Here is a 23283-nt window from a genome sequence, read left to right as displayed (position 1 = left end):
TAACAAATTTATGGCGCTATGTTATTGCTGATAAAAAAGACGCTTTTCGCACATTTAGGAATCAGGTTGCCTGAAGTTTGTCTAAACACGCTAAATTACTGAAAAAGTGAGTTGACGGCAGTTCGGCTTTTCCTTACATTAGCGCCCGTCCCGGTAACAACGGGATGACAATATGGTGAGGTGTCCGAGTGGCTGAAGGAGCACGCCTGGAAAGTGTGTATACGGCAACGTATCGGGGGTTCGAATCCCCCCCTCACCGCCATATTCAAGATGAGAGCTCGTACGAAAGTACGGGCTTTTTTCTTTTATATTCTCCAGCGGGGGGGATGAGAACTTTGCTTCCTCTGCGGTGATGGTGTCGGGTGGCGCTTCGCTTACCCGACCTACAAAGAATTTACTCCTCAACCATCCGCGCATACTCTTCGGTTAGAAAATCGACCAGCGCCCTGACCGATGGCAGTAGACCGCGCCGCGAAGGATACACCGCGTGGATCACTTCCCGTCTGGGCTCCCAGGCATCCAGAACCCGCACCAATTCCCCTTTCGCCAACTGATCTTTAACCATTAAAATCGGCAACTGCACCACGCCTACGCCCGCCATCGCCGCTTCCCGCAGCGCCAGCATATCGGTAGTTATAAAGCGCGGCGTGTAGTGGATTTCGGCTTTCGCCCCCTCCGAACCGCTCAGATCCCATTTATGCAGTTGCTTGCCCGCCCCCATACTTAAACCCGGCCAGTCACTGAGTTCAGCAGGCATCACCGGGTTGCCCATCCGCTCAATCAACGCCGGGCTCGCCACCAGGCAGTGTCCTCTGTCAGCCAGCACCCTTAACACCAGATCGCTGTCATCAAACGGACGCGGACGAACGCGGATCGCCACGTCAATGCCTTCACCTACCAGGTCAACCCGCCGGTTGGTGGCCTCCAGCTGAAGATTGATTCCCGGGTAGCGCGCCATAAACCGCGCCAGCATGGGCCCCACATGAACGTGCAGCAACGTGACAGGACACGTTATCCTGACAACACCGCGCGGTTCAGCCTGTAAGGCAGCCACCGCCTCCTCCGCCGCTTCAGCCTCGACCAGCATGGCTTTACAGTGCTGATAGAACGTTTGCCCCACCTCCGTCACCGTAAACTGCCGCGTGGTACGCTGTATCAACCGCACACCCAGTCGCTCTTCCAGTTGCGCAATCCGGCGGCTCAGTTTCGATTTAGGCTGATCGAGCGCCCGACCTGCCGCTGCAAACCCACCGTGGTCCACCACTTTCACAAACCACACGAAATCATTGAGATCCTGCATATGCCCCCATTGTTCCATTTTAAGAACAGTGAATGTCATTTTCACTCTCTACCGGGATATTAGCTCTGAATATAAGCTAATTACATCAACAGCACATCAGGAGTTAATCATGAAAAACGTAACAGGCGTCTATACCGCACCTCGTCCCCATTGGGTCGGAGACGGTTTCCCGGTTCGTTCGATGTTTTCCTATCAGACACACGGTGAATCACTCAGTCCGTTCCTGCTGCTGGACTATGCCGGTCCCTACACCTTCCCGGCGGATGGCGCGAAGCGTGGCGTGGGCGAGCACCCTCACCGTGGCTTTGAAACGGTCACCATCGTCTACTCCGGCGAAGTGGAGCATCGTGACTCCAGCGGCAAAGGCGGGGTCATCGGACCGGGCGACGTGCAGTGGATGACGGCGGGCGCAGGCATTTTGCACGAGGAGTTCCACTCCAGCGCGTTCTCGCAGAAAGGCGGCGAACTGAAAATGATGCAGCTGTGGGTCAACCTGCCCGCCAAAGACAAGATGGCAGCGCCCGGTTACCAGAGCATCACGAAGGCGGATATCCCTGTCGTCACGCTGCCGGATAGCAGCGGAACGTTGCGCGTCATCGCCGGCCGCTTTGACGAGGTGACTGGCCCGGCTCATACCTTCTCACCGCTGAATGTGTGGGATCTGACACTACGCCAGGGCAGCCACCTGACGCTCAATCAGCCTGAAGGCTGGAGCACGGCGCTGGTGGTACTTGAGGGCAGCGTAACGGTGAACGGCACCACGCCAGCGGGTGAGGCACAGCTGATCGTATTCAGTCAGCAAGGCGACAAGCTTCATCTGGAAGCAAACGGCGACGCAAAAGTACTGCTGATGGCCGGCGAGCCGCTGAATGAACCGATTGTGGGCTATGGCCCGTTTGTGATGAACAGTAAAACCGAAATTGCGGAAGCCATTCGTGATTTCAACTCCGGCCGCTTCGGCCAGATCTAAACGTAATAAGGAGCGCAAAATGTCTACCCCTGCAAACTTCAACGGTACACGTCCCGTCATTGACGTAAACGATGCAGTCATGCTGCTTATCGACCACCAGAGCGGGCTGTTCCAGACCGTCGGCGATATGCCGATGCCAGAACTGCGCGCCCGTGCGGCGGCGCTGGCAAAAATCGCCACCCTGGCGAAGATCCCGGTGATCACCACCGCTTCCGTCCCACAAGGACCGAACGGCCCGCTTATCCCGGAGATCCACGCCAATGCGCCGCATGCTCAGTACGTGGCCCGCAAAGGTGAGATCAACGCCTGGGATAACCCGGAGTTTGTCGCGGCAGTAAAAGCCACCGGGCGCAACACGTTGATCATTGCGGGCACGATCACCAGCGTCTGCATGGCCTTCCCGTCGATCAGCGCGGTTGCGGATGGGTATAAAGTCTTTGCGGTAATTGACGCCTCCGGGACCTACAGCAAAATGGCGCAGGAGATCACCCTCGCGCGTGTGATGCAGGCCGGTGTGGTACCGATGGACACCGCGGCGGTGGCGTCTGAGATCCAGCGAACCTGGAACCGCGAAGATGCTGCGGAGTGGGCTGAGGTGTACACCCATATCTTCCCGGCGTACCAGCTGCTGATCGAAAGCTATAGCAAAGCTCAGGAAGTGGTTAAAAACAGCGAAGTGCTCGATTCACAGCGTTAATTCAGCCCTCAGCGGCATGTGCTGATTAAGGCTTAACCGAACAAGCACGAATACAGAAAATCTGCTTGACCGTGTAAGCGCAACTCCCTATAGTAGCGCCCCGTTGCCCCCCACGCGGTCAGGCAGCAAAACAATATGGTGAGGTGTCCGAGTGGCTGAAGGAGCACGCCTGGAAAGTGTGTATACGGCAACGTATCGGGGGTTCGAATCCCCCCTCACCGCCATATTCAAGATGAGAGCTCGTACGAAAGTACGGGCTTTTTTCTTTTATATTCTCCAACAGGGGGGATGAGAATCCCCGACCGGGGTTCGACAAAACCCGTAGGCCCGTGCAAGCGTAGCGCCGCCGGGCGAAACGTTGTCAGCAGTCTGAGCCCGTATTGCGATACGGGCTGTCACGATTAATTGTTCAGTTTCCCTGCGCTTTGCTCTCTCACGACAGAAGTCGTCTGCCCCGGATTCGCAGCCGGTTCATCCTTACGCTCTCCCAGCCAGTAATCGGCATTTTTAATTCCCAGTCGAACCGGATCAAACTGTGGATCCAGTCCCTGTGCATTCTGGGTTTCATAATCCTTAAGGCTTACAAAGGCTTTTTTATGTAAAAGTACAATGGCAATAATGTTAAGCCATGCCATCATCCCAACCCCAATATCCCCCAGTCCCCACGCCAGATCCGCGGTGCGGACGGTCCCGTACACGGTGGAAGCCATCAAACATAATTTGAGCAGGAATGTCAGCCAGGGACGGTGAATTTTACGGTTGATGTAGGCGATATTGGTTTCGGCGATATAGTAGTACGCAATAATGGTGGTAAAGGCGAAGAAGAACAGCGCAATGGCAACAAAGTGATTACCAAAGCCCGGCATCATACTTTCCATCGCCGTCTGAACATAGCCAGGACCTGCGGCCACGCCTGCAATCCCCGTATAGAGTGCAGCGCCGTCGACGCCCTGAACATTATACAGCCCGGTGATCAGCAGCATAAACCCGGTCGCGGAGCAGACAAACAGCGTATCGATATAAACTGAGAATGCCTGCACCAGCCCCTGTTTCACCGGATGGCTCACCGCTGCCGCAGATGAAGCATGCGGTCCGGTCCCCTGTGCCGCTTCATTGGAATAGACGCCGCGCTTAACGCCCCACATAATCGCCTGACCCAGAATCGCGCCAAAGCCCGCTTCAAAGCCAAAAGCACTTTTCCAGATCAGCAGAATAACACCAGGAAGCTCGGCAATATTAATCGCGATAATAACGCAAGCCACAATAATATAGCCGAGTGCCATAAACGGAACGACCATACTGCTAAAACTGGCGATCCTTTTCACACCACCGAAAATAATAAAGCTTAACAGTACGGCAAGTAATGCCGCCGTGACATTGGGATCAAGCCCAAAAGCTATCTCCAGGCTGGCGCCAATCGAGTTTGCTTGAACCCCTGGCATTAATAAACCGCAGGAGAAAATGGTGACGACTGCAAATAACCATGCATACCATTTGACCCCTAATCCTTTTTCGATATAAAAGGCAGGACCGCCACGATATTCACCGTTGATTTTTTCTTTATAAACCTGGCCCAACGTAGATTCCACAAACGCTGAGCTGGCACCCAAAAACGCCACCATCCACATCCAGAAAAGTGCGCCCGGTCCACCGAAGGTGATTGCGGTGGCGACACCAGCAATGTTTCCGGTCCCTACTCGCCCTGCCAGCGTCATCGTCAGTGCCTGGAAAGACGATACCCCTGCATCGGTAGGACGCCCCTGGAACATCAAGGTAATCATATGTTTTATATGACGTAACTGCAAAAAACGACTACGTAATGAGAAATAGAGACCGACACCCAGACATAAGAATATTAACGCCGGGCTCCAGATAACACCGTTAATTGCACCAACCAGTTCGTTCATGTATGACCCTCAACGTGATGTTCCAGGGAAACGGTTCCCCATGGGATTTTCTTGTTAGAATGTTGTTTGAATCAGTACGAAACATAGATAATTACCCTCAATACACCAACTTAATTTTTACAACTTAGTAACATTATGTGACAACATTCACGTTTAAATTTGAACGAACAATTAGCGCGATCATGATATTCATGGGTATTTTGTGGATATTATAAATACGCATCACATTTCGCCAGGCGTGATAAAAACCCACCGCTGAAATGAATACCGAAATGATGAATTCCGTACGACAGGCGATCTATTAAAAGATAACCAGGCGCGAGTAGAGCACAGGAATAAAAGAAGCTTCCCGGCATGATGCCGGGAAGGGATTACTTAAGAAGGATAAAACGGTAATGTTTTACCTTCAGTCGGAATAGACTTGCAACGTCCGCTGACACAGTGCCGAACGCACGCAATCCTCTTTCGTGAAGCGTACCACCCCAATCATCTCATCTTCCTCAAAACGTGACATCGCGTCGCTCAGCCCGGATTTCACGCCGGATGGCAGGTCACACTGGGTAATGTCGCCGTTAACGATGACCGTCACGTTCTCCCCGAGGCGCGTTAAGAACATCTTCATTTGCGCAGCGGTCACGTTCTGAGCCTCGTCAAGAATGACGACCGCATTTTCAAATGTACGTCCGCGCATATAGGCGAACGGCGCGATTTCCACCTTGCCAATCTCTGGTCGCAGGCAGTACTGCATAAAGGATGCACCCAAACGCTTCACCAGCACGTCATAGACGGGTCTGAAGTACGGGGCAAACTTCTCCGAAATATCGCCGGGCAGGAAGCCGAGATCTTCATCCGCTTGCAGTACCGGACGGGTAACAATAATACGCTCCACGTCCTTATGGATCAGCGCTTCCGCCGCTTTGGCTGCACTGATCCAGGTTTTCCCGCATCCGGCTTCACCGGTTGCAAAGATGAGCTGTTTACTCTCGATAGCATTCAGGTAGTGCGCCTGAGCCTCATTGCGCGCCACAATTGGAGAATGATCACGGCTGTCTCGGGCCATGCCAATTGCTTCTACGCCACTCATCTGCACAAGCGAGGTGACCGATTCTTCTTCACGCTGTTTATGGCTACGTGAGTCCCGTCTCAGCACACGTTTTGCCTCGCGACGAGCTTTGATCACTGCTTTTTGTCTTCCCATGGATAGCACCTTGAGTTGTTGGTATTCATCACACGTGCCAGCGTCGGCACGATTATGCGCACGAACATCAGAGGGTTGGCTTCCTTGTAAGCCATTGCTTGCTTTATCAGATGACGATACAGAACGGCTACGCGCACCAGTCTGCACGTCGGTCGAATCAGATTCTTGAGGAGAGGGGGAGAATTTAGTGGTGAGGAAATCGCTGCCGGAGTCTGAGCCTCCGCGCCGGGTGCTGCGGTTGTTATGTTTACCTTGTCCAGTACAGGACGCAACCATTCGCGATCTCCATAGTGATTCAGCATCACTGCCGGGAACTACCGCTGTCTTATCTTAAGTACATCAGGAATTATCATAAATGCAACATTTATTTTACCTGATTGCAACTTTTCAGACTGCTCCTGCAGCGGATTTAGTCTTATATAGAAATATTACAGAAATATAACAATATGTTTGTCATAGGAAAAAATAATGTCCCCGCGAACTCTCGCAGGGACAATTATCAGGCTTCAATCAGATCTTGCGCGAGATACGCGTTCCGGTCGCGCACGCCAGGCAGGGCAAAGAAGTAGCCGCCGCCGATGGGTTTTACATACTCTTCCAGCGCTTCGCCGTTTAAGCGCTTCTGCACGGTCAGGAAGCCCTTTTCAAGGTCATGCTGATAGCAGACGAACAGCAGGCCCATATCGAGCTGGCCTGCGTTGGTCACGCCGAGCGAGTAGCTGTAGCCACGACGCATCATCAGGCTGGACTGCGTCTCTTTGGTGCGCGGATTGGCGAGGCGAATATGGCTGTCCAGCGCAATCACATCGCCATTGGGATCGCGGGCATAGTCGGGCACATCATGCTCATGCGTCATACCGAGCGGCGCTCCGCTCTGCTTGTCGCGGCCGAAAATGGTCTGCTGCTCTTTCAGCGGCGTGCGGTCCCAGAACTCCACATGGAACTGGATAATGCGCACCGCCTGGTAGCTGCCGCCGACGGCCCACGCCGGTTCGCCCTGATCCGCCGTCACCCACACCACCTCTTTCATGAGCGCAGCATTGCTGCTGTCCGGGTTGGCCGTGCCGTCCTTAAAGCCCAGCAGGTTAACCGGCGTCTCTTTCCCTTTACTGCGCGCAGCGTGGTCAGAGATAAACCCTTCCCGCTTCCAGCGCACGCTGAGCAGATCCGGGGTGTGCTTGATGATATCGCGCAGGGCGTGGATCACCGTGTCCTGGGTATTGGCGCAAATCTGCAGGAGCAGGTCGCCATGACACAACCCCGCGTCGAGGGAATCGTTTGGAAAACGCGTCATTTTTTGCAGCGCTTTCGGCTTCTGCTTTGTCAGGCCGTAGCGGCCATCAAACAGCGACTCTCCGACCGACACGGTAATGGTCAGGTTATCGGGCGCGATAAACGCCCCGAGAATACCGGAGTCCATTGGCGGCAGGCGCGGATTAGGCGTGTCCGGCGCCGGTCCACCTGCGGTAAGAAACGCAATGCGTGCCGTCAGCAGGCGGAACAGACGTTTCAGATCGGCTTTATCGCTGGCCAGCGAATCAAACGCCACCAGCATCATGGAGGCCTGCTGCGGCGTCAGAATGCCCGACTGATGATCGCCGTAAAAAGGCTGCGTCTCCATGCGGGCATTGGGGGACAGCGTGCCGGGTGCGCTTTGCGGTTTCGCCGCATGCGCCACCGGGCAGCCGCCTGCAAGGGCAAGCGCGCCGCCCAGCGCCCCTACCCCTTTTAACAACCGACGACGGGAAGGTTCTACCTCGTCGAACTTACCATTCTTGTTCATCGTGCTTAGTCCAGACCCAGTACGCCGCGCAGCAGAGAGAGATCTTCCGCCAGGGCGGTAATCGGGCCTTTCAGCGCATTACGGTCGGCGTCGGTCAGCTTATCGTACGTTTCAAATCCGTCTTTGGTACGGTATTTCGCCAGAATGGTGTCGACTTTTTTGAAGTTGGCATCCACTTTTGCCAGCAGTTCGCTGTTCTCTTTCTGCAGCTGAGGACGCAGCAGATCGACAATTTTCTGCGCACCGTCGACGTTGGCCTGGAAGTCCCAGAGGTCGGTGTGGCTGTAGCGATCTTCTTCACCGCTGATTTTGCTTGCGGCCACTTCTTCAATCAGACCCGCCGCGCCGCCCACCACTTTTGACGGTGGGAAAGCCAGCTCGCTGATGCGCTTTTGCAGTTCCAGCACGTCGCCGTTCAGCTGTTCGGCGTATTTTTCCATCCCTTTGGTGGTGTTGTCGCCAAACAGGGCTTTCTCCAGACGGTGGAAGCCGGTGAATTTCGGATCGGCGGCCTTCTGCTCGAAATCATCTTCGCGGGCGTCAATGCTGCCATCAAGGTCAGAGAACAGCTCGGCAATCGGCTCGATGCGCTCGTAGTGCTGACGGGTTGGTGCATAAAGGGATTTGGCTTTTTCGATATCACCGGCTTTCACCGCATCGGTAAAGGCTTTCGTGCCCGCCACCAGATCCGCCGTCTCTTTGGTAACGTATGCTTTATAAGCGGTAATCGCGTCACCCAGGCTCAGCACCGCAGCGCCTTTCGCCGCATCCGCCGTCGCTTCACCTTTAACGATCAGCTTACCCTTAGGATTGGTCAGCAGACCGCAGGTCATTTCATACTCGCCCGGCTGCAGGTTGGCGGTCATCTTCTGGCTGAAGCCAGGGGCGATATTTTCACGCTCTTCGACGACCAGTACCCCTTTCAGGATTTCCCACTCCAGCGCCTTCTGGCTGTGGTTCTGAATAATGAACTGGGTTTTACCGCTGTTCACCGTGAGGGTCATCGGCTCGCACTGCTTGTCATTGACGGTCACTTTGACCTGAGGAACATCGGCCCCCCAGGCGGAAAATGCGGAAGCGAACAGCGCGGCAATGCCTGCGCATAACGCACTACGACGGAACTGAATTGCCATGACTCTTCCCTTTAAAAGTATGTTGTAACTAAATCAACTATTACGGCGCGACGCGCGTCGCCTGTGTGCCGGTACGCGGCGGCATCGCAAACAACACCAGCGCCGGCACCAGATAAATAAAGTACATCGCCACTTCGCTGACGCTCGGTGTCTCCTGGTAACCGAAGATACCTTCGAGCAGAGTGCCGGTCAGAGAGTGTGTGGAGAGGACATTGCTGAGATCAAACGCCACGTCCTGGAAGTGGTTCCACAGGCCCGCTTCATGAAAGGCGCGGATCGCCCCAGCCGCCAGCCCCGCGGCGACCAGCAGAATAAACAGGCTGGTCCATTTGAAGAACGCCCCCAGGTTAAGGCGAATACCGCCCCAGTAGAGCAGGAAACCCAGCACGACGGCCGTTGCCAGCCCCAGCACTGCCCCCAGCGGCGGCCAGATGCCTACGTCCTGCTGGAAGGCGGCGAGCAGGAAGAAGACCGATTCCAGCCCTTCACGCGCCACCGCAAAAAAGACCATCATGATCAGCGCCCAGCCGTGATGGTTGCCTTTTTGCAGGGCGTTATCCACCGCCTGCTCCAGCTGGACTTTCACATTGCGGGAGACCTTACGCATCCAGAACACCATCCAGGTCAGAATCACCACCGCAATGACGGCGACGATCCCCTCAAACAGCTCTTGCTCTTTCTGCGGGAACTCGCCGGTGGTTTCGTTGATCAGGATACCCAGGCCCAGGCAGAGCGCCGCGGCGAGGAACACGCCAATCCACATGACGCCAATCCAGCGTCCGCGCTGGGTTCGCTTCAGATAACTGGCGATAAGGCTGACAATCAGAGCCGCTTCGAGCCCTTCACGTAACATAATGAGAAATGGAACAAACATGCCGACACCTTAAATGTTTATCGCGGTCAACTGATGCAAAGAAAGGTAAATTCTTGTGATAGTGATTATCATTACGCCGAGAAGAAAAACAAGCGAAATGTGGGATGTTTTGATGACGAGTTGTAAACGCGAAGCCTGATAATAGTTGTCAACGTAATCATTACGTTTATAAGTTATAACGAAAATGCCCGTTTACGGTTAATCAGCGCTGTGGCTAAATATCTGCCTCGAAAACCAAGTGAAAATAAACCATGTTTAAGATTATCCATTTCCTGCTGGCGCTGGTGATTATTCTTGCGCTCGCCTGGCTGGTGAGTTTCGACCGCCGAAAAATTCGCATTCGTTATGTTTTACAGCTGATTGTTATTGAAATTGCCCTGGCGTTCTTTTTCCTGCACGCCGAAAGCGGGTTATTCCTGATTAAATACGTTTCCGGCTTCTTTGAATCCCTGCTGAAATTTGCTGGCGAAGGTACCAATTTTGTCTTTGGCGGAATGGGTGAAAAAGGGCTGGCGTTCATTTTCCTTGGCGTGCTTTGCCCGATTATTTTTATTTCCGCATTGATTGGTATTCTCCAGCACTGGCGGATCCTGCCGATTTTTATTCGGGTTATCGGGACGCTGCTGTCAAAACTGAACGGTATGGGCAAGCTGGAATCGTTTAACGCGGTGAGCTCGCTGATCCTCGGCCAGTCGGAAAACTTCATTGCCTACAAAGGCGTGCTGGGGGATCTCTCCTCGCGCCGTCTGTTCACCATGGCTGCGACCGCCATGTCGACCGTTTCCCTGTCGATTGTCGGCGCTTATATGACCATGCTCGACGCCAAATTTGTCGTTGCGGCGCTGATCCTGAACATGTTCAGCACCTTCATTATTCTCTCCGTCATCAATCCGGTGCGTCCGGAAGCGGAGCCGGATATCAAGCTGGAAAAACTGCATGAATCCCAGAGCTTCTTCGAAATGCTCGGGGAGTATATTCTGGCCGGTTTTAAGGTAGCGATGATTATTCTGGCGATGCTGATTGGCTTTATCGCGCTTATTAGCGCCGTTAACGCCCTCTTCTCCAGCGTATTCGGCATGAGCTTCCAGCAGATTTTAGGTTATGTGTTTTATCCGCTGGCGTGGCTCATCGGTATTCCGCTGAGTGATGCGCTCAACGCCGGCAGTATTATGGCAACCAAGCTGGTGGCAAATGAATTTGTGGCGATGATTGAGCTGCAAAAAATTGCCCATCAGATGTCACCGCGCGGGCTGGGCATTTTATCCGTCTTCCTGGTGTCGTTCGCTAACTTCGCGTCTATTGGTATCGTCGCAGGCGCCATCAAGGGCCTGAACGAGCGGCAGGGGAACGTGGTTTCGCGGTTTGGTCTGCGCCTGGTGTACGGCGCGACGCTGGTGAGCCTGCTGTCGGCGAGCTTTGCGGGATTAGTGTTGTAAGTTTTGTGCGGTTTGTGCCCGGTGGCGGCTACGCCTTACCGGGCCTACAAAACTATCCCGCCATTTTGCTTAAAACTGCACGCACACCGGCTGATCGACACGCATCACCGACTCCTGCGCGAAGCGAGATTTATAAATCCCGCGCAACGCTTCGATATTCTTCTCGCTCTGCGCGTCTTTACCGTGGATCAGCATCAACGCTTTGCTCGGCTCGCGCGCCACTTTCCCGTCATTCCCCAGCCACTGGCCACGTGCATCAAACACCGTTAAGCCGTCCCGAAAGCGCGGCGTCACGTCCTGGTCAACAAACTGCTGCCACTCGTTGCCGGTGATCTGCGCTCCGGCCGGACGATTCAGTCCGAAATAAAGCGTGGTTTGCTGCATCTGGTTATCTGCTTTGCAGGTCTCCATTGCCGCGTGTTGCGCGGGTGCGTTGCAGCCTGCGAGCATCAATAATGCCGCCGCCATAAGCCCTGTTTTGATGGTCATTGTTCGCTATCCTCATTGTTATAAGTGCAGCGATATCAACGTAATTTACGCATTTTGGCAAGAAAAAAGCCGGGTCGCGCTAGCGCTTACCCGGCTTACAGGAGGGAATAGGTTTTTTTACTCAGCCTGAAGCTTCGTCGGTGGTGCAGTGTGGTAGTGCGCGTCCGCTTCCGCAAAGCGTTTCTGCATGGAGGCAGACGGTGCTTTACCCAGCAGGCTGAACACCACAATACCGATGCTGCCGAAGATGAAGCCCGGGATGATTTCGTACAGACCCAGCCACGCGAACTGCTTCCAGACGATAACGGTCACCGCTCCGATGATCATCCCCGCCAGCGCGCCGTTGCGGGTCATGCGTGACCACAGAACGGAGAAGAGAACCACCGGACCAAACGCCGCACCAAAGCCCGCCCACGCATAGCTCACAAGACCCAGAACGCGGTTATCAGGATTGGCCGCCAGCGCGATGGCAATCAGCGCCACTAACAGCACCATAAAGCGCCCGACCCATACCAGCTCTTTCTGGCTCGCACCTTTACGCAGGAAAGCTTTGTAGAGATCTTCGGTAATCGCACTGGAGCAGACCAGCAGCTGGCAGCTCAGAGTCGACATCACCGCCGCCAGAATTGCGGAGAGCAGAATACCGGCAATCCACGGGTTGAACAGAATGCCCGCCAGTTCGATGAACACACGCTCGGCATTCTGGTTTACTGCACCTGCCTGCGCCGGGTTATTGTTGAAGTAAGCGATGCCGAAGAAACCGACGGCACACGCCCCTGCCAGACACAGGATCATCCACGTCATACTGATACGACGGGCATGAACAATCGTGTGGTGAGAGTCAGCGGCCATAAAGCGCGCCAGAATGTGCGGCTGACCAAAGTAGCCCAGACCCCAGCCCATCAGAGAGACGATGGCCACGAAGTTCAGCCCTTTCAGCATGTCGACGTTTTCAATGCTCTTCTGCTTGATCACTTCCAGCGATTCACCGAAGCCGCCAACGGTGAAAATCACAATCACCGGGGTCAGGATCAGGGCGAAGATCATCAGGCTCGCCTGCACGGTGTCGGTCCAGCTTACCGCCAGGAATCCGCCCACGAAGGTATAGAGAATGGTCGCCGCGGCACCTGCCCACAGCGCGGTTTCATAGCTCATGCCGAAGGTGCTCTCAAACAGACGCGCGCCCGCCACGATGCCGGAAGCACAGTAGATGGTGAAGAACAGCAGAATCACCACCGCGGAGATAATGCGCAGAATGCGGCTGTTATCTTCAAAACGTCCGGTGAAGTAATCCGGCAGCGTCAGGGCATTGTTGTTCGCTTCGGTATGCACGCGCAGACGGCCTGCTACCAGCTTCCAGTTGATCCACGCCCCAAGGGTCAGGCCGATGGCAATCCAGCTTTCAGAGATACCGGAGATGAAAATCGCGCCCGGTAACCCCATCAGCAGCCAGCCGCTCATATCGGATGCGCCCGCAGACAGCGCGGTCACCATCGGGCCTAAACTGCGGCCGCCGAGAATGTAGTCGTCAAAGTTCTTTGTTGAACGCCATGCCAAAAACCCTATCAGTATCATGCCAAAAATATAAACGAGAAATGTCACCAGCATCGGTGTGCTAATAGCCATTCAAATTCTCCAAAATGTCGAGCGACAACCGTCCGGGTTGCCTTGTTATGTCATCACCGGAACGTAGTGATGTGTGTATGTGTTTCCATTGGGCGCGCTATCCTGCCGTATGCGCATCCCGCTGACAAACGATTTAACACTGCATTTACATCAAATTCATCCCCGGTTTGATACGAGTTTCCTATAGGTTGCACTCGCTCACACTTATACGGGTTGCACCTTTCAAAAGTGTTAAGTACCGCATAAAAACAGGCTTCTCATGCAGAAGCCAGTGCTTTTTTCCAGCTAACCAATCATTAACAATCCATTCATTTTCTGGGTTGCAAACCAGGTCACATTTAACACGGTTGCACAAAGTTGCAACATGGTGGATATTTCATGCCATCTACAAAACGCGATTACAGAACAACAGGAGTTTTGGCATGGGGATGACCACCATGGGGGTTAAGCTGGATGACGCTACCCGCGAACGGATTAAAACCGCAGCGACCCGCATTGACCGCACACCGCACTGGTTAATCAAGCAGGCGATTTTTAACTATCTGGAAAGACTGGAGAGCGACGAAGGCCTGCCAGAACTGCCTGCCCTGCTGGCGGGTGCCGCCAATGAAAGTGAGGATGCACCCGCTGCTGGCGACGAAAGCCACCAGCCGTTCCTCGAATTCGCCGAGCAGATCCTGCCGCAGTCCGTCAGCCGTGCCGCCATTACCGGCGCTTACCGTCGTGCCGAAACCGACGCCGTGCCGATGCTGCTGGAGCAGGCCCGTCTGCCGGAAGCCATTGCCGCCCAGGCGCACAGCCTGGCGTATCAGCTGGCCGACAAGCTGCGCAACCAAAAAACCGCCACCGGCCGCGCCGGGATGGTGCAGGGTCTGCTGCAGGAGTTTTCCCTCTCTTCACAGGAAGGCGTGGCGCTGATGTGTCTGGCGGAAGCGCTGCTGCGTATTCCGGATAAAGCCACCCGCGACGCGTTGATCCGCGACAAGATCAGCAACGGCAACTGGCATTCGCACATTGGCCGCAGCCCGTCCCTGTTCGTTAACGCCGCCACCTGGGGCCTGCTGTTTACCGGAAAACTGGTCTCAACCCATAACGAAGCCAACCTGTCACGCTCTTTGAACCGCATCATCGGTAAGAGCGGCGAGCCGCTGATCCGCAAAGGCGTGGACATGGCGATGCGCCTGATGGGCGAGCAGTTCGTGACCGGCGAAACCATTGCCGAAGCGCTGGCGAACGCCCGCAAGCTGGAAGACAAAGGTTTCCGCTACTCGTATGACATGCTCGGTGAAGCGGCCCTGACTGCCGCCGACGCGCAGGCCTACATGGTCTCTTATCAGCAGGCGATCCACGCCATCGGTAAAGCCTCTAACGGCCGCGGTATTTATGAAGGTCCGGGTATCTCTATCAAACTGTCCGCCCTGCACCCGCGCTACAGCCGCGCGCAGTACGACCGCGTGATGGAGGAACTTTACCCGCGCCTGAAATCCCTGACCCTGCTGGCGCGCCAGTATGACATCGGCATCAATATCGACGCCGAAGAGGCCGACCGTCTGGAGATCTCCCTCGATCTGCTGGAAAAACTGTGCTTCGAGCCAGAGCTGGCGGGCTGGAACGGCATTGGCTTCGTTATCCAGGCGTACCAGAAGCGCTGCCCGTTCGTCATTGATTATCTGATTGACCTGGCAAGCCGCAGCCGTCGCCGCCTGATGATCCGCCTCGTGAAAGGCGCCTACTGGGACAGCGAAATCAAACGCGCCCAGATGGAAGGTCTGGAAGGCTATCCGGTCTATACCCGTAAGGTCTACACCGACGTCTCTTACCTCGCCTGTGCGAAAAAACTGCTCGGCGTGCCGAACCTGATCTACCCGCAGTTCGCTACCCATAACGCCCACACCCTGGCGGCAATCTACAGCCTGGCGGGTCAAAACTATTATCCTGGCCAGTACGAGTTCCAGTGCCTGCACGGCATGGGTGAACCGCTGTACGAGCAGGTGACCGGTAAGGTAGCGGATGGCAAGCTGAACCGCCCATGCCGCATTTATGCGCCGGTAGGTACGCACGAAACGCTGCTGGCGTACCTGGTGCGTCGTCTGCTGGAAAACGGCGCGAATACCTCCTTCGTAAACCGCATCGCCGACACCACGCTGCCGCTCGACGAGCTGGTGGCCGATCCGGTGCAGGCCGTTGAGAAGATGGCGGCCCAGGAAGGTCAGATTGGTCTGCCGCATCCGAAGATTGCCCTGCCGCGCGAGCTGTATGGCGCAGGCCGCGTCAACTCTGCGGGTCTGGACTTGGCGAACGAACATCGTCTGGCGTCCCTCTCCTCTGCCCTGCTCAACAGCGCGCTGCAGAAATGGCAGGCGAAACCGATCCTTGAGCAGTCCGTCGAGGACGGTGAAATGCAGCCGGTTATCAACCCGGCAGAGCCAAAAGATATCGTCGGCTATGTACGCGAAGCCACCGAAGCGGAAGTGGATCAGGCGCTGGACAGTGCGGTCAACAACGCGCCAATCTGGTTTGCCACCCCGCCGCAGGAGCGTGCCGCCATTCTGGAGCGTGCTGCCGTGCTGATGGAAGATCAGATGCAGTCGCTTATCGGCATTCTGGTGCGTGAAGCAGGTAAAACCTTCAGCAACGCTATCGCCGAAGTGCGTGAGGCCGTGGACTTCCTGCACTACTACGCGGGTCAGGTGCGCGATGATTTCGATAACGAAACCCACCGTCCGCTCGGACCGGTCGTGTGTATCAGCCCGTGGAACTTCCCGCTGGCTATTTTTACCGGTCAGATTGCCGCCGCCCTTGCCGCAGGTAACAGCGTGCTGGCCAAACCGGCAGAGCAGACCCCGCTGATTGCCGCGCAGGGCATCAACATTCTTCTGGAAGCCGGCGTACCTGCGGGCGTGGTCCAGCTGCTGCCAGGCCGCGGCGAAACGGTCGGCGCTAAACTGACCTCCGATAACCGCGTACGCGGCGTGATGTTTACCGGCTCGACCGAAGTTGCCTCTCTGCTACAGCGCAACATTGCTACCCGTCTGGATGCGCAGGGTCGTCCTACCCCGCTCATCGCGGAAACCGGCGGCATGAACGCCATGATCGTTGACTCCTCTGCCCTCACCGAACAGGTGGTGGTCGACGTGCTGGCCTCCGCGTTCGACAGCGCCGGTCAACGCTGCTCCGCCCTGCGCGTACTGTGCCTGCAGGATGACGTGGCCGACCACACGCTGAAGATGCTGCGCGGCGCGATGGCCGAATGCCGTATGGGCAACCCGGGGCGTCTCACCACCGACATCGGCCCGGTGATTGACGCGGAAGCTAAAGCCAATATCGAAAACCACATCCAGACCATGCGCGCCAAAGGCCGTCCGGTGTTCCAGGCGGTGCGTGAGAACAGCGAAGATGCCCGCGAGTGGCAGACCGGCACCTTCGTGCCGCCAACGCTGATTGAGCTGGCAAGCTTCGACGAGCTGAAAAAAGAGGTCTTCGGTCCGGTGCTGCACGTGGTGCGTTACAACCGTAACAACCTTAATGAACTGATCGATCAGATCAACGCCTCCGGCTATGGCCTGACGCTAGGCGTACACACCCGTATCGACGAAACCATCGCGCAGGTGACCGGCAGTGCCAAAGTGGGCAACCTGTACGTTAACCGCAACATGGTCGGCGCGGTCGTGGGCGTACAGCCGTTCGGCGGTGAAGGTTTGTCCGGCACCGGTCCGAAAGCGGGCGGTCCGCTTTACCTGTACCGTCTGCTGGCGAACCGTCCAGAGAACGCGCTGGGCGTGACGCTGGCACGTCAGGACGCAGACTATCCGGTCGACGCGCAGCTGAAAACCGTGCTGACGCAGCCGCTTGAAGCGCTGATCGCCTGGGCGGAAAAACGACCTGAACTGCGTGCCATTGCGCAGCAGTACGGCGAGCTGGCGCAGGCTGGCACGCAGCGTCTGCTTCCGGGGCCAACCGGCGAGCGCAACACCTGGACGCTGATGCCGCGCGAGCACGTACTCTGCGTAGCGGATAACGAGCAGGATGCGCTGGTACAGCTGGCTGCCGCGATGGCAACCGGATGTGAAGTGCTGTGGCCGGAAGATGCGCTGCATCGCGACCTGGCAAAACAGCTGCCAAAAGCCGTTTCAGCCCGCATTCGCTTCGCGAAGGCCGATGCGCTGCTGACGCAGCCGTTTGACGCCGTGATTTATCACGGTGATTCCGACCAGCTGCGCGAACTGTGCGAACAGGTGGCGGCCCGCAGCGGGGCGATTGTTTCGGTACAGGGCTTTGCGCGTGGGGAAACCAACCTGCTGCTGGAGCGTCTGTACGTGGAGCGTTCGCTCAGCGTCAACACCGCGGCGGCGGGCGGTAACGCCAGCCTGATGACCATCGGTTAATCGTGTAAACTCTCCCCGGTGGCGCTACGCTTACCGGGGCTACAAAGAATCGTAGGCCGGATATGCATAGCGCATCCGGCTTTTTTTTACACGGAGGGGATGATGAAAAGAGTATTTCTCGCAGGTGCCGCACTGCTGTTGAGCACCAGCGCGCTGGCCAACGAGTGCGACAACGCCACCACCCAGCTTGAACTGAACACCTGTAGCGCGCAGCAGTACCAGGCGGCGGATAAGAAGCTCAACGCGACGTATCAGGCCGCTATCAAACGTGCGGCAGCCCCCCAGCGTGACCTGCTAAAAAAAGCGCAGCAGGCGTGGATTACCCTGCGGGATGCAGACTGCACGTTTATCGGTTCGGGTACGGAAGGTGGAAGCATTCAGCCGATGATTGTCAATCAGTGCCTGGCAGAGAAAACCGCGGAGCGAGAAGCGTTTCTGGCCTCGCTGATGCAATGTGAAGAGGGCGATTTAAGCTGCCCTCTCCCGCCGGGAAACTAACGCACGCGGATCCCTTCGATAATCATCCGCTGTACGTTTTCCAGGGTGCTGTGGAAAAACGCTTCATCCTGGAGCGTTTTCCCGGTCACCGCCTCGACCTGGGCCGCAAAGTCAGCGTAATGCTGGGTGGCGGCCCAAATCATAAAGATCAAATGCTGCGGATCGACCGGCGCCAGCTTTCCGCTGGCGACCCAGCCGGCAATAATCGCCGACTTATCGTCCACCAGCTGCTTTAAATCCCCCGTCAGCTCAGCCTGCAATAGCGGCGCGCCCTGCAGCATCTCAAGACAAAACAGGCGCGACGCCTGCGGGTAATCGCGTGACACCTCCAGCTTCAGGCGGATGTACTCTTTGATCGCCACCAGCGGGGCCAGCTCTGCGCGGAACGCTTTCAGGGGCGCCAGCCAGATATCGAGGATCTGCTGCATCACCGCCACATAGAGCGCCTCTTTCGACGGGTAGTAGTAGAGCAGATTGGTTTTGGAAACCCCGGACTGCTCCGCTACCTGCTCCAGCCGCGTGCCGTGAATGCCAAACTGTGAAAACGTCTCCAGCGCCGCGCTGAGAATAGCCTGCTTCTTGACGCTGACTGCCTGTGACCGTTTACCTGGTGTTTTCACTGCGCCTTGTGTCATTCCCGCTCTCCTTATTCTGCGTTGCCCTCAGCATAGCAAAACCCCCGTCTCGCCACGACATTCTGCACTTCCATCGCGCATGAATGCCTGTTTTCTGTGCAATGTTTTTGACCAGTTAGTCCACTTTTAACCACATCAATACGCCAACCTTCGATTAACACATTAATAACAAAGTCATTTTCAAAACTGGCACTCCCTTTGCAAAAACGCCAGTAACTGCAACGTAGTGAAGAGAGGTTCGTGATGAAAATTGGCGTATTTGTACCTATCGGCAACAACGGCTGGCTTATCTCGACCACTGCCCCGCAATACATGCCGACCTTTGAGCTGAATAAAGCCATCGTGCAAAAAGCGGAGCACTACCATTTCGACTTTGCACTTTCGATGATCAAGCTGCGCGGCTTTGGCGGCAAAACCGAATTCTGGGATCACAACCTGGAGTCCTTCACCCTGATGGCAGGACTGGCCGCTGTCACCTCGCGGATTCAGATCTACGCTACCGCCGCCACGCTCACCCTGCCCCCGGCGATCGTCGCGCGCATGGCCTCCACCATCGACTCGATCTCCGGAGGACGCTTTGGCGTGAACCTGGTGACCGGCTGGCAAAAGCCGGAGTACGAGCAGATGGGGCTCTGGCCGGGTGACGATTACTTCTCGCGTCGCTACGACTACCTGACCGAATACGTGCAGGTCCTGCGCGATCTCTGGGGCACCGGCAAAAGCGATTTCAAAGGTGACTTCTTCACCATGAACGACTGCCGCGTCAGCCCGCAACCGTCGGTGCCGATGAAGGTGATCTGCGCCGGGCAGAGCGACGCGGGGATGGAATTCTCCGCCAAATACGCCGACTTTAACTTCTGCTTCGGGAAAGGCGTTAACACCCCTGCCGCTTTCGCCCCCACCGCGGCGCGCATGAAAGAGGCTGCCGACAAAACCGGGCGCGACGTGGGCTCCTACGTGCTGTTTATGGTGATTGCCGACGAAACCGACGAGGCCGCACGCGCGAAATGGGAGTGTTACAAGGACGGTGCCGACGAGGAGGCCCTGAGCTGGCTTACCGAGCAGAGCCAGAAAGATACCCGTTCCGGCGCAGACACCAACGTCCGCCAGATGGCTGACCCCACCTCCGCCGTCAATATCAATATGGGCACGCTGGTTGGATCCTATGCCAGCGTTGCCAGAATGCTCGACGAAGTCGCCGCCGTACCCGGCGCAGAGGGCGTTCTGCTGACCTTCGATGATTTCCTCACCGGTGTGGAAACCTTCGGCGAGCGCATCCAGCCGCTGATGCAATGCCGCGCCCACATTCCTGCCGTCACGAAGGAGGTTGCGTAATGACGACCTTAAACGCTCGCCCGGAAGCCATCACCTTTGCGCCGCAGCAGAGCGCGCTGATCGTGGTGGACATGCAAAACGCCTACGCCAGTAAAGGGGGTTATCTGGATCTGGCGGGGTTCGACGTCTCCGCCACGCAGCCGGTCATTGCGAACATCAACACCGCCGTCAGCGCCGCACGGGAAGCCGGCATGCTCATCGTCTGGTTCCAGAACGGCTGGGACGACCAGTACGTGGAGGCCGGTGGCCCCGGCTCGCCCAACTTCCACAAGTCCAACGCCCTGAAAACGATGCGCAAAAACCCTGAACTGCAGGGCAAGCTGCTGGCAAAAGGCGGCTGGGATTATCAGCTGGTGGACGAGCTGGTCCCGCAGGCAGGTGATATTGTCTTGCCCAAACCGCGCTACAGCGGCTTTTTCAACACCCCGCTCGACAGCCTGCTGCGCAGCCGGGGCATTCGTCACCTGGTCTTTACCGGCATCGCCACCAACGTTTGTGTGGAGTCGACCCTGCGCGACGGCTTTTTCCTTGAGTATTTTGGCGTGGTGCTGGAAGACGCGACCCATCAGGCCGGGCCGGAATTCGCGCAGAAAGCGGCCCTGTTCAATATCGAAACCTTTTTTGGCTGGGTGAGTAACGTCGCAGCGTTCTGCGATGCCCTGAATCCGCCGCTCGCCCGTATCGCCTGAGGAGAACGACGATGCCGAAATCCGTGATTATTCCGCCGGGCACCAGCACACCGATTGCCCCGTTTGTCCCCGGAACGCTCGCCGACGGCGTGGTGTATGTCTCCGGTACGCTGCCGTTTGATAAAGACAACAACGTGGTGTTTATCAACGACCCAAAGGCACAAACCCGCCACGTGCTGGAGACGATCAAAAGCGTGATCGAAACGGCGGGTGGCACGATGGAGGATGTGACCTTCAACAGCATCTTTATCACCGACTGGAAAAACTACGCCGCGATTAACGAGATCTACGCCGAGTTCTTCCCCGGCGATAAGCCGGCCCGGTTCTGTATACAGTGCGGGCTGGTGAAGCCTGACGCGCTGGTTGAAATTGCCACCGTTGCGCACATTGCGAAGTGAGGCGGCCATGAAACTCTCCGTCTCACCGCCCCCGTATGAGGGGGCACCCGTGGTAGTCCTCATTGCCGGTCTCGGCGGCAGCGGCAGCTACTGGCTGCCCCAGCTGGCCGCGCTGGAGCCGGAGTATCAGGTGGTGTGCTATGACCAGCGGGGGACGGGTAATAACCGCGACACCCTGCCGGAAGGCTATAGCCTGGCGCAAATGGCGGACGAACTGGCCATAGCGCTGGCTGAAGCCGGAATTGCCCGCTACTGCGTGGTCGGTCATGCGCTGGGCGCGCTGATCGGGCTACAGCTGGCCCTCGACAGACCTGATGCGCTCACCGCGCTGGTGTGCGTCAACGGCTGGCTAACCCTCAACGCCCATACCCGACGCTGTTTTCAGATCCGCGAGCGTTTGCTGCATTCCGGCGGCGCGCAGGCGTGGGTAGAGGCGCAGCCGCTGTTTCTCTACCCGGCAGACTGGATGGCTGCTCGTGCGCCCCGCCTGGAGGCCGAAGAAGCGCTGGCGCTGGCCCATTTCCAGGGCAAAAGCAACCTGCTGCACAGGCTCAGCGCCCTGAAGAAAGCGGATTTCACCCGCCACGCCGCGCGTATTCATTGTCCGGTACACCTCATCTGTTCCGCCGACGACATGCTGGTACCCTCTGTCTGCTCGACTGAGCTACAGGCGGCTCTCCCACGCAGCCACAGCGTGGTCATGCGCCAGGGCGGGCATGCCTGCAACGTCACCGAACCGAACACCTTTAACACCCTGCTGCTGAACGGGCTTGCCAGCCTGCTGCACAGTCATGAACCCGCTTTATAAGGAACTTTAATGAGCGAAGCCATTAATCCTGCGGCGCGCGAAACGCTATTCACCGGCGCCCGTACCCACAACGGCTGGCAGAATCTGCCCGTCAGCGACGAGACGCTGCGCGAAATCTACGACCTGATGAAATGGGGCCCAACCTCCGCCAACTGCTCCCCGGCGCGAATCGTGTTTGTGCGCAGCGCAGAGGGAAAAGAGAAGCTGCGCCCGGCGCTCTCCAGCGGCAATCTGGAAAAAACGCTCACCGCGCCGGTCACGGCGATTGTTGCCTGGGACAGCGAGTTTTATGAGCGCCTGCCGGAACTGTTCCCGCACGGCGATGCCAGAAGCTGGTTTACCACCAGCCCGGCGCTCGCCGAAGAGACGGCATTTCGCAACAGCTCAATGCAGGCTGCTTACCTGATTTTCGCCTGTCGCGCCCTCGGGCTGGACACCGGCCCGATGTCAGGCTTTGACCGACAAAAGGTCGACGAGGCCTTTTTCACCGGCACGCTGCTTAAAAGCAATCTGCTGATCAACATTGGCTATGGTGATACGAACAAACTTTACGGACGCCTGCCGCGTCTGGCGTTCGAAGATGCCTGCGGGCTGGCGTAAGGAGCAATCATGACGACACCGGATAAACAAACCTTTCGCGACGCCATGGCCTGCGTCGGCGCGGCAGTCAACATCATCACCACCGACGGCCCGGCGGGAATGGCGGGATTCACTGCCAGCGCGGTGTGCAGCGTCACGGATTCGCCTCCCACCCTGCTGGTATGCCTGAACCGCGGCGCGTCCGTCTGGCCGACGTTTAGCGAAAACCGCACGCTGTGCGTGAACACCCTGAGCGCCGGACAAGAGCCGCTATCCAACCTGTTTGGCGGCAAAACGCCAATGGAGACGCGCTTTGCCGCCGCCCGCTGGCAAACGGGCGACACGGGGTGTCCGCGTCTGGAGGATGCGCTGGCCTCGTTTGACTGCCGCATCAGCCAGGTGGTGAGCGTCGGTACCCACGACATTCTGTTTTGCGACATTGTTTCGATTGCTCGCCACCCCGCGCCGCAAGGGCTGGTGTGGTTTGACCGCGGCTACCACGCGCTTATGCGACCCGCCTGCTAAGGCGCTTTAAGGAGACAG

The 23283-nt window shown here is 56.7% G+C and carries 20 protein-coding genes and 2 tRNA genes; 13 read left to right on the top strand and 9 right to left on the bottom strand.

The features are described 5' to 3' along the window. Window positions 1-174 precede the first annotated feature (174 nt). A tRNA-Ser gene (locus tag BFV64_RS08215) sits at window positions 175-262 on the top strand. 132 nt (window positions 263-394) lie between these two features. On the opposite strand, the gene BFV64_RS08210 is transcribed toward BFV64_RS08215, so the two are convergent. Beyond that, the gene (locus tag BFV64_RS08210; RefSeq protein ID WP_069601912.1) at window positions 395-1300 is read right to left on the bottom strand and encodes a LysR family transcriptional regulator; all 906 of its coding nucleotides are present in this window, start codon (window positions 1298-1300) and stop codon (window positions 395-397) included. A gap of 109 nt (window positions 1301-1409) precedes the next feature. Here BFV64_RS08210 and BFV64_RS08205 point away from each other — a divergent pair, with 109 nt between their 5' ends. From BFV64_RS08205 to BFV64_RS08195, 3 genes are all read left to right on the top strand, one after another. Continuing rightward, window positions 1410-2270, top strand: a complete 861-nt coding sequence (locus tag BFV64_RS08205; RefSeq protein ID WP_023337078.1) for a pirin family protein — start codon at window positions 1410-1412, stop codon at window positions 2268-2270. 19 nt (window positions 2271-2289) lie between these two features. Then, window positions 2290-2967 (top strand): isochorismatase family protein, encoded by a 678-nt coding sequence (locus tag BFV64_RS08200; RefSeq protein WP_023337077.1) that lies wholly within the window; start codon window positions 2290-2292, stop codon window positions 2965-2967. A gap of 137 nt (window positions 2968-3104) precedes the next feature. Continuing rightward, window positions 3105-3191 (top strand) — tRNA-Ser (locus BFV64_RS08195). A gap of 177 nt (window positions 3192-3368) precedes the next feature. Here BFV64_RS08195 and BFV64_RS08190 read toward each other — a convergent pair. From BFV64_RS08190 to efeU, 5 genes are all read right to left on the bottom strand, one after another. Continuing rightward, entirely contained in the window at window positions 3369-4874 is a 1506-nt protein-coding gene (locus BFV64_RS08190) for an alanine/glycine:cation symporter family protein (protein WP_069601911.1), read from the bottom strand. A gap of 406 nt (window positions 4875-5280) precedes the next feature. Then, the gene (gene phoH / locus BFV64_RS08185; RefSeq protein ID WP_014883322.1) at window positions 5281-6072 is read right to left on the bottom strand and encodes a phosphate starvation-inducible protein PhoH; all 792 of its coding nucleotides are present in this window, start codon (window positions 6070-6072) and stop codon (window positions 5281-5283) included. Window positions 6073-6571: 499 nt separating this feature from the next. Next, window positions 6572-7855: an iron uptake transporter deferrochelatase/peroxidase subunit gene (gene efeB / locus BFV64_RS08180; protein ID WP_069601910.1), complete on the bottom strand. Its 1284-nt coding sequence runs from the start codon at window positions 7853-7855 to the stop codon at window positions 6572-6574. Between the two features lie 5 nt (window positions 7856-7860). Next, window positions 7861-8988, bottom strand: a complete 1128-nt coding sequence (gene efeO / locus BFV64_RS08175; protein ID WP_045134617.1) for an iron uptake system protein EfeO — start codon at window positions 8986-8988, stop codon at window positions 7861-7863. Window positions 8989-9028: 40 nt separating this feature from the next. Further along, a complete protein-coding gene (gene efeU, locus BFV64_RS08170; protein WP_014883318.1) occupies window positions 9029-9862 on the bottom strand; it encodes an iron uptake transporter permease EfeU in 834 nt (277 codons plus the stop codon). A 251-nt stretch (window positions 9863-10113) separates the two neighbouring features. Between efeU and BFV64_RS08165 the strand changes: the two genes are divergently transcribed. Continuing rightward, on the top strand, window positions 10114-11298 hold the full coding sequence (locus BFV64_RS08165; protein WP_014883317.1) for a NupC/NupG family nucleoside CNT transporter: 1185 nt from the start codon (window positions 10114-10116) through the stop codon (window positions 11296-11298). A gap of 69 nt (window positions 11299-11367) precedes the next feature. Here BFV64_RS08165 and BFV64_RS08160 read toward each other — a convergent pair whose 3' ends face one another. Together BFV64_RS08160 and putP are read right to left on the bottom strand one after the other, a co-directional pair. Beyond that, window positions 11368-11787: a DUF3574 domain-containing protein gene (locus BFV64_RS08160; protein ID WP_014883316.1), complete on the bottom strand. Its 420-nt coding sequence runs from the start codon at window positions 11785-11787 to the stop codon at window positions 11368-11370. Window positions 11788-11904: 117 nt separating this feature from the next. Next, window positions 11905-13413: a sodium/proline symporter PutP gene (gene putP, locus BFV64_RS08155; RefSeq protein WP_014883315.1), complete on the bottom strand. Its 1509-nt coding sequence runs from the start codon at window positions 13411-13413 to the stop codon at window positions 11905-11907. Window positions 13414-13835: 422 nt separating this feature from the next. Between putP and putA the strand changes: the two genes are divergently transcribed. Further along, window positions 13836-17798, top strand: a complete 3963-nt coding sequence (gene putA / locus BFV64_RS08150) for a trifunctional transcriptional regulator/proline dehydrogenase/L-glutamate gamma-semialdehyde dehydrogenase (RefSeq protein ID WP_014883314.1) — start codon at window positions 13836-13838, stop codon at window positions 17796-17798. 102 nt (window positions 17799-17900) lie between these two features. Then, window positions 17901-18296, top strand: coding sequence for a lysozyme inhibitor LprI family protein (locus BFV64_RS08145; protein ID WP_014883313.1), 396 nt, complete (start codon window positions 17901-17903; stop codon window positions 18294-18296). Here BFV64_RS08145 and rutR read toward each other — a convergent pair. After that, window positions 18293-18931, bottom strand: coding sequence for an HTH-type transcriptional regulator RutR (gene rutR / locus BFV64_RS08140; RefSeq protein ID WP_069601909.1), 639 nt, complete (start codon window positions 18929-18931; stop codon window positions 18293-18295). The two genes, BFV64_RS08145 and rutR, sit on opposite strands and share 4 nt — an antisense overlap. A gap of 243 nt (window positions 18932-19174) precedes the next feature. Between rutR and rutA the strand changes: the two genes are divergently transcribed. From rutA to rutF, 6 genes are read left to right on the top strand one after another with little or no spacing between them, the layout of a single operon-like run. Further along, window positions 19175-20266: a pyrimidine utilization protein A gene (gene rutA / locus BFV64_RS08135; RefSeq protein ID WP_014883311.1), complete on the top strand. Its 1092-nt coding sequence runs from the start codon at window positions 19175-19177 to the stop codon at window positions 20264-20266. Beyond that, on the top strand, window positions 20266-20955 hold the full coding sequence (rutB, locus tag BFV64_RS08130) for a pyrimidine utilization protein B (protein WP_014883310.1): 690 nt from the start codon (window positions 20266-20268) through the stop codon (window positions 20953-20955). The genes rutA and rutB overlap by 1 nt, the downstream gene beginning before the upstream one ends. An 11-nt stretch (window positions 20956-20966) precedes the next feature. Next, entirely contained in the window at window positions 20967-21353 is a 387-nt protein-coding gene (rutC, locus tag BFV64_RS08125; RefSeq protein ID WP_014883309.1) for a pyrimidine utilization protein C, read from the top strand. Window positions 21354-21360: 7 nt separating this feature from the next. Further along, a complete protein-coding gene (gene rutD, locus BFV64_RS08120) occupies window positions 21361-22161 on the top strand; it encodes a pyrimidine utilization protein D (protein ID WP_069601908.1) in 801 nt (266 codons plus the stop codon). Window positions 22162-22170: 9 nt separating this feature from the next. Further along, on the top strand, window positions 22171-22761 hold the full coding sequence (locus tag BFV64_RS08115; RefSeq protein ID WP_014883307.1) for a malonic semialdehyde reductase: 591 nt from the start codon (window positions 22171-22173) through the stop codon (window positions 22759-22761). A gap of 9 nt (window positions 22762-22770) precedes the next feature. Further along, window positions 22771-23265 (top strand): NADH-dependent FMN reductase RutF, encoded by a 495-nt coding sequence (gene rutF, locus BFV64_RS08110; protein ID WP_069601907.1) that lies wholly within the window; start codon window positions 22771-22773, stop codon window positions 23263-23265. Window positions 23266-23283 lie beyond the last annotated feature (18 nt).

Source organism: Enterobacter kobei, from assembly GCF_001729765.1.
Lineage (GTDB): Bacteria > Pseudomonadota > Gammaproteobacteria > Enterobacterales > Enterobacteriaceae > Enterobacter > Enterobacter kobei.
The sequence above is the reverse complement of the archived record's forward strand: the minus strand, read 5'-3'. Positions and strand labels throughout refer to the sequence as shown.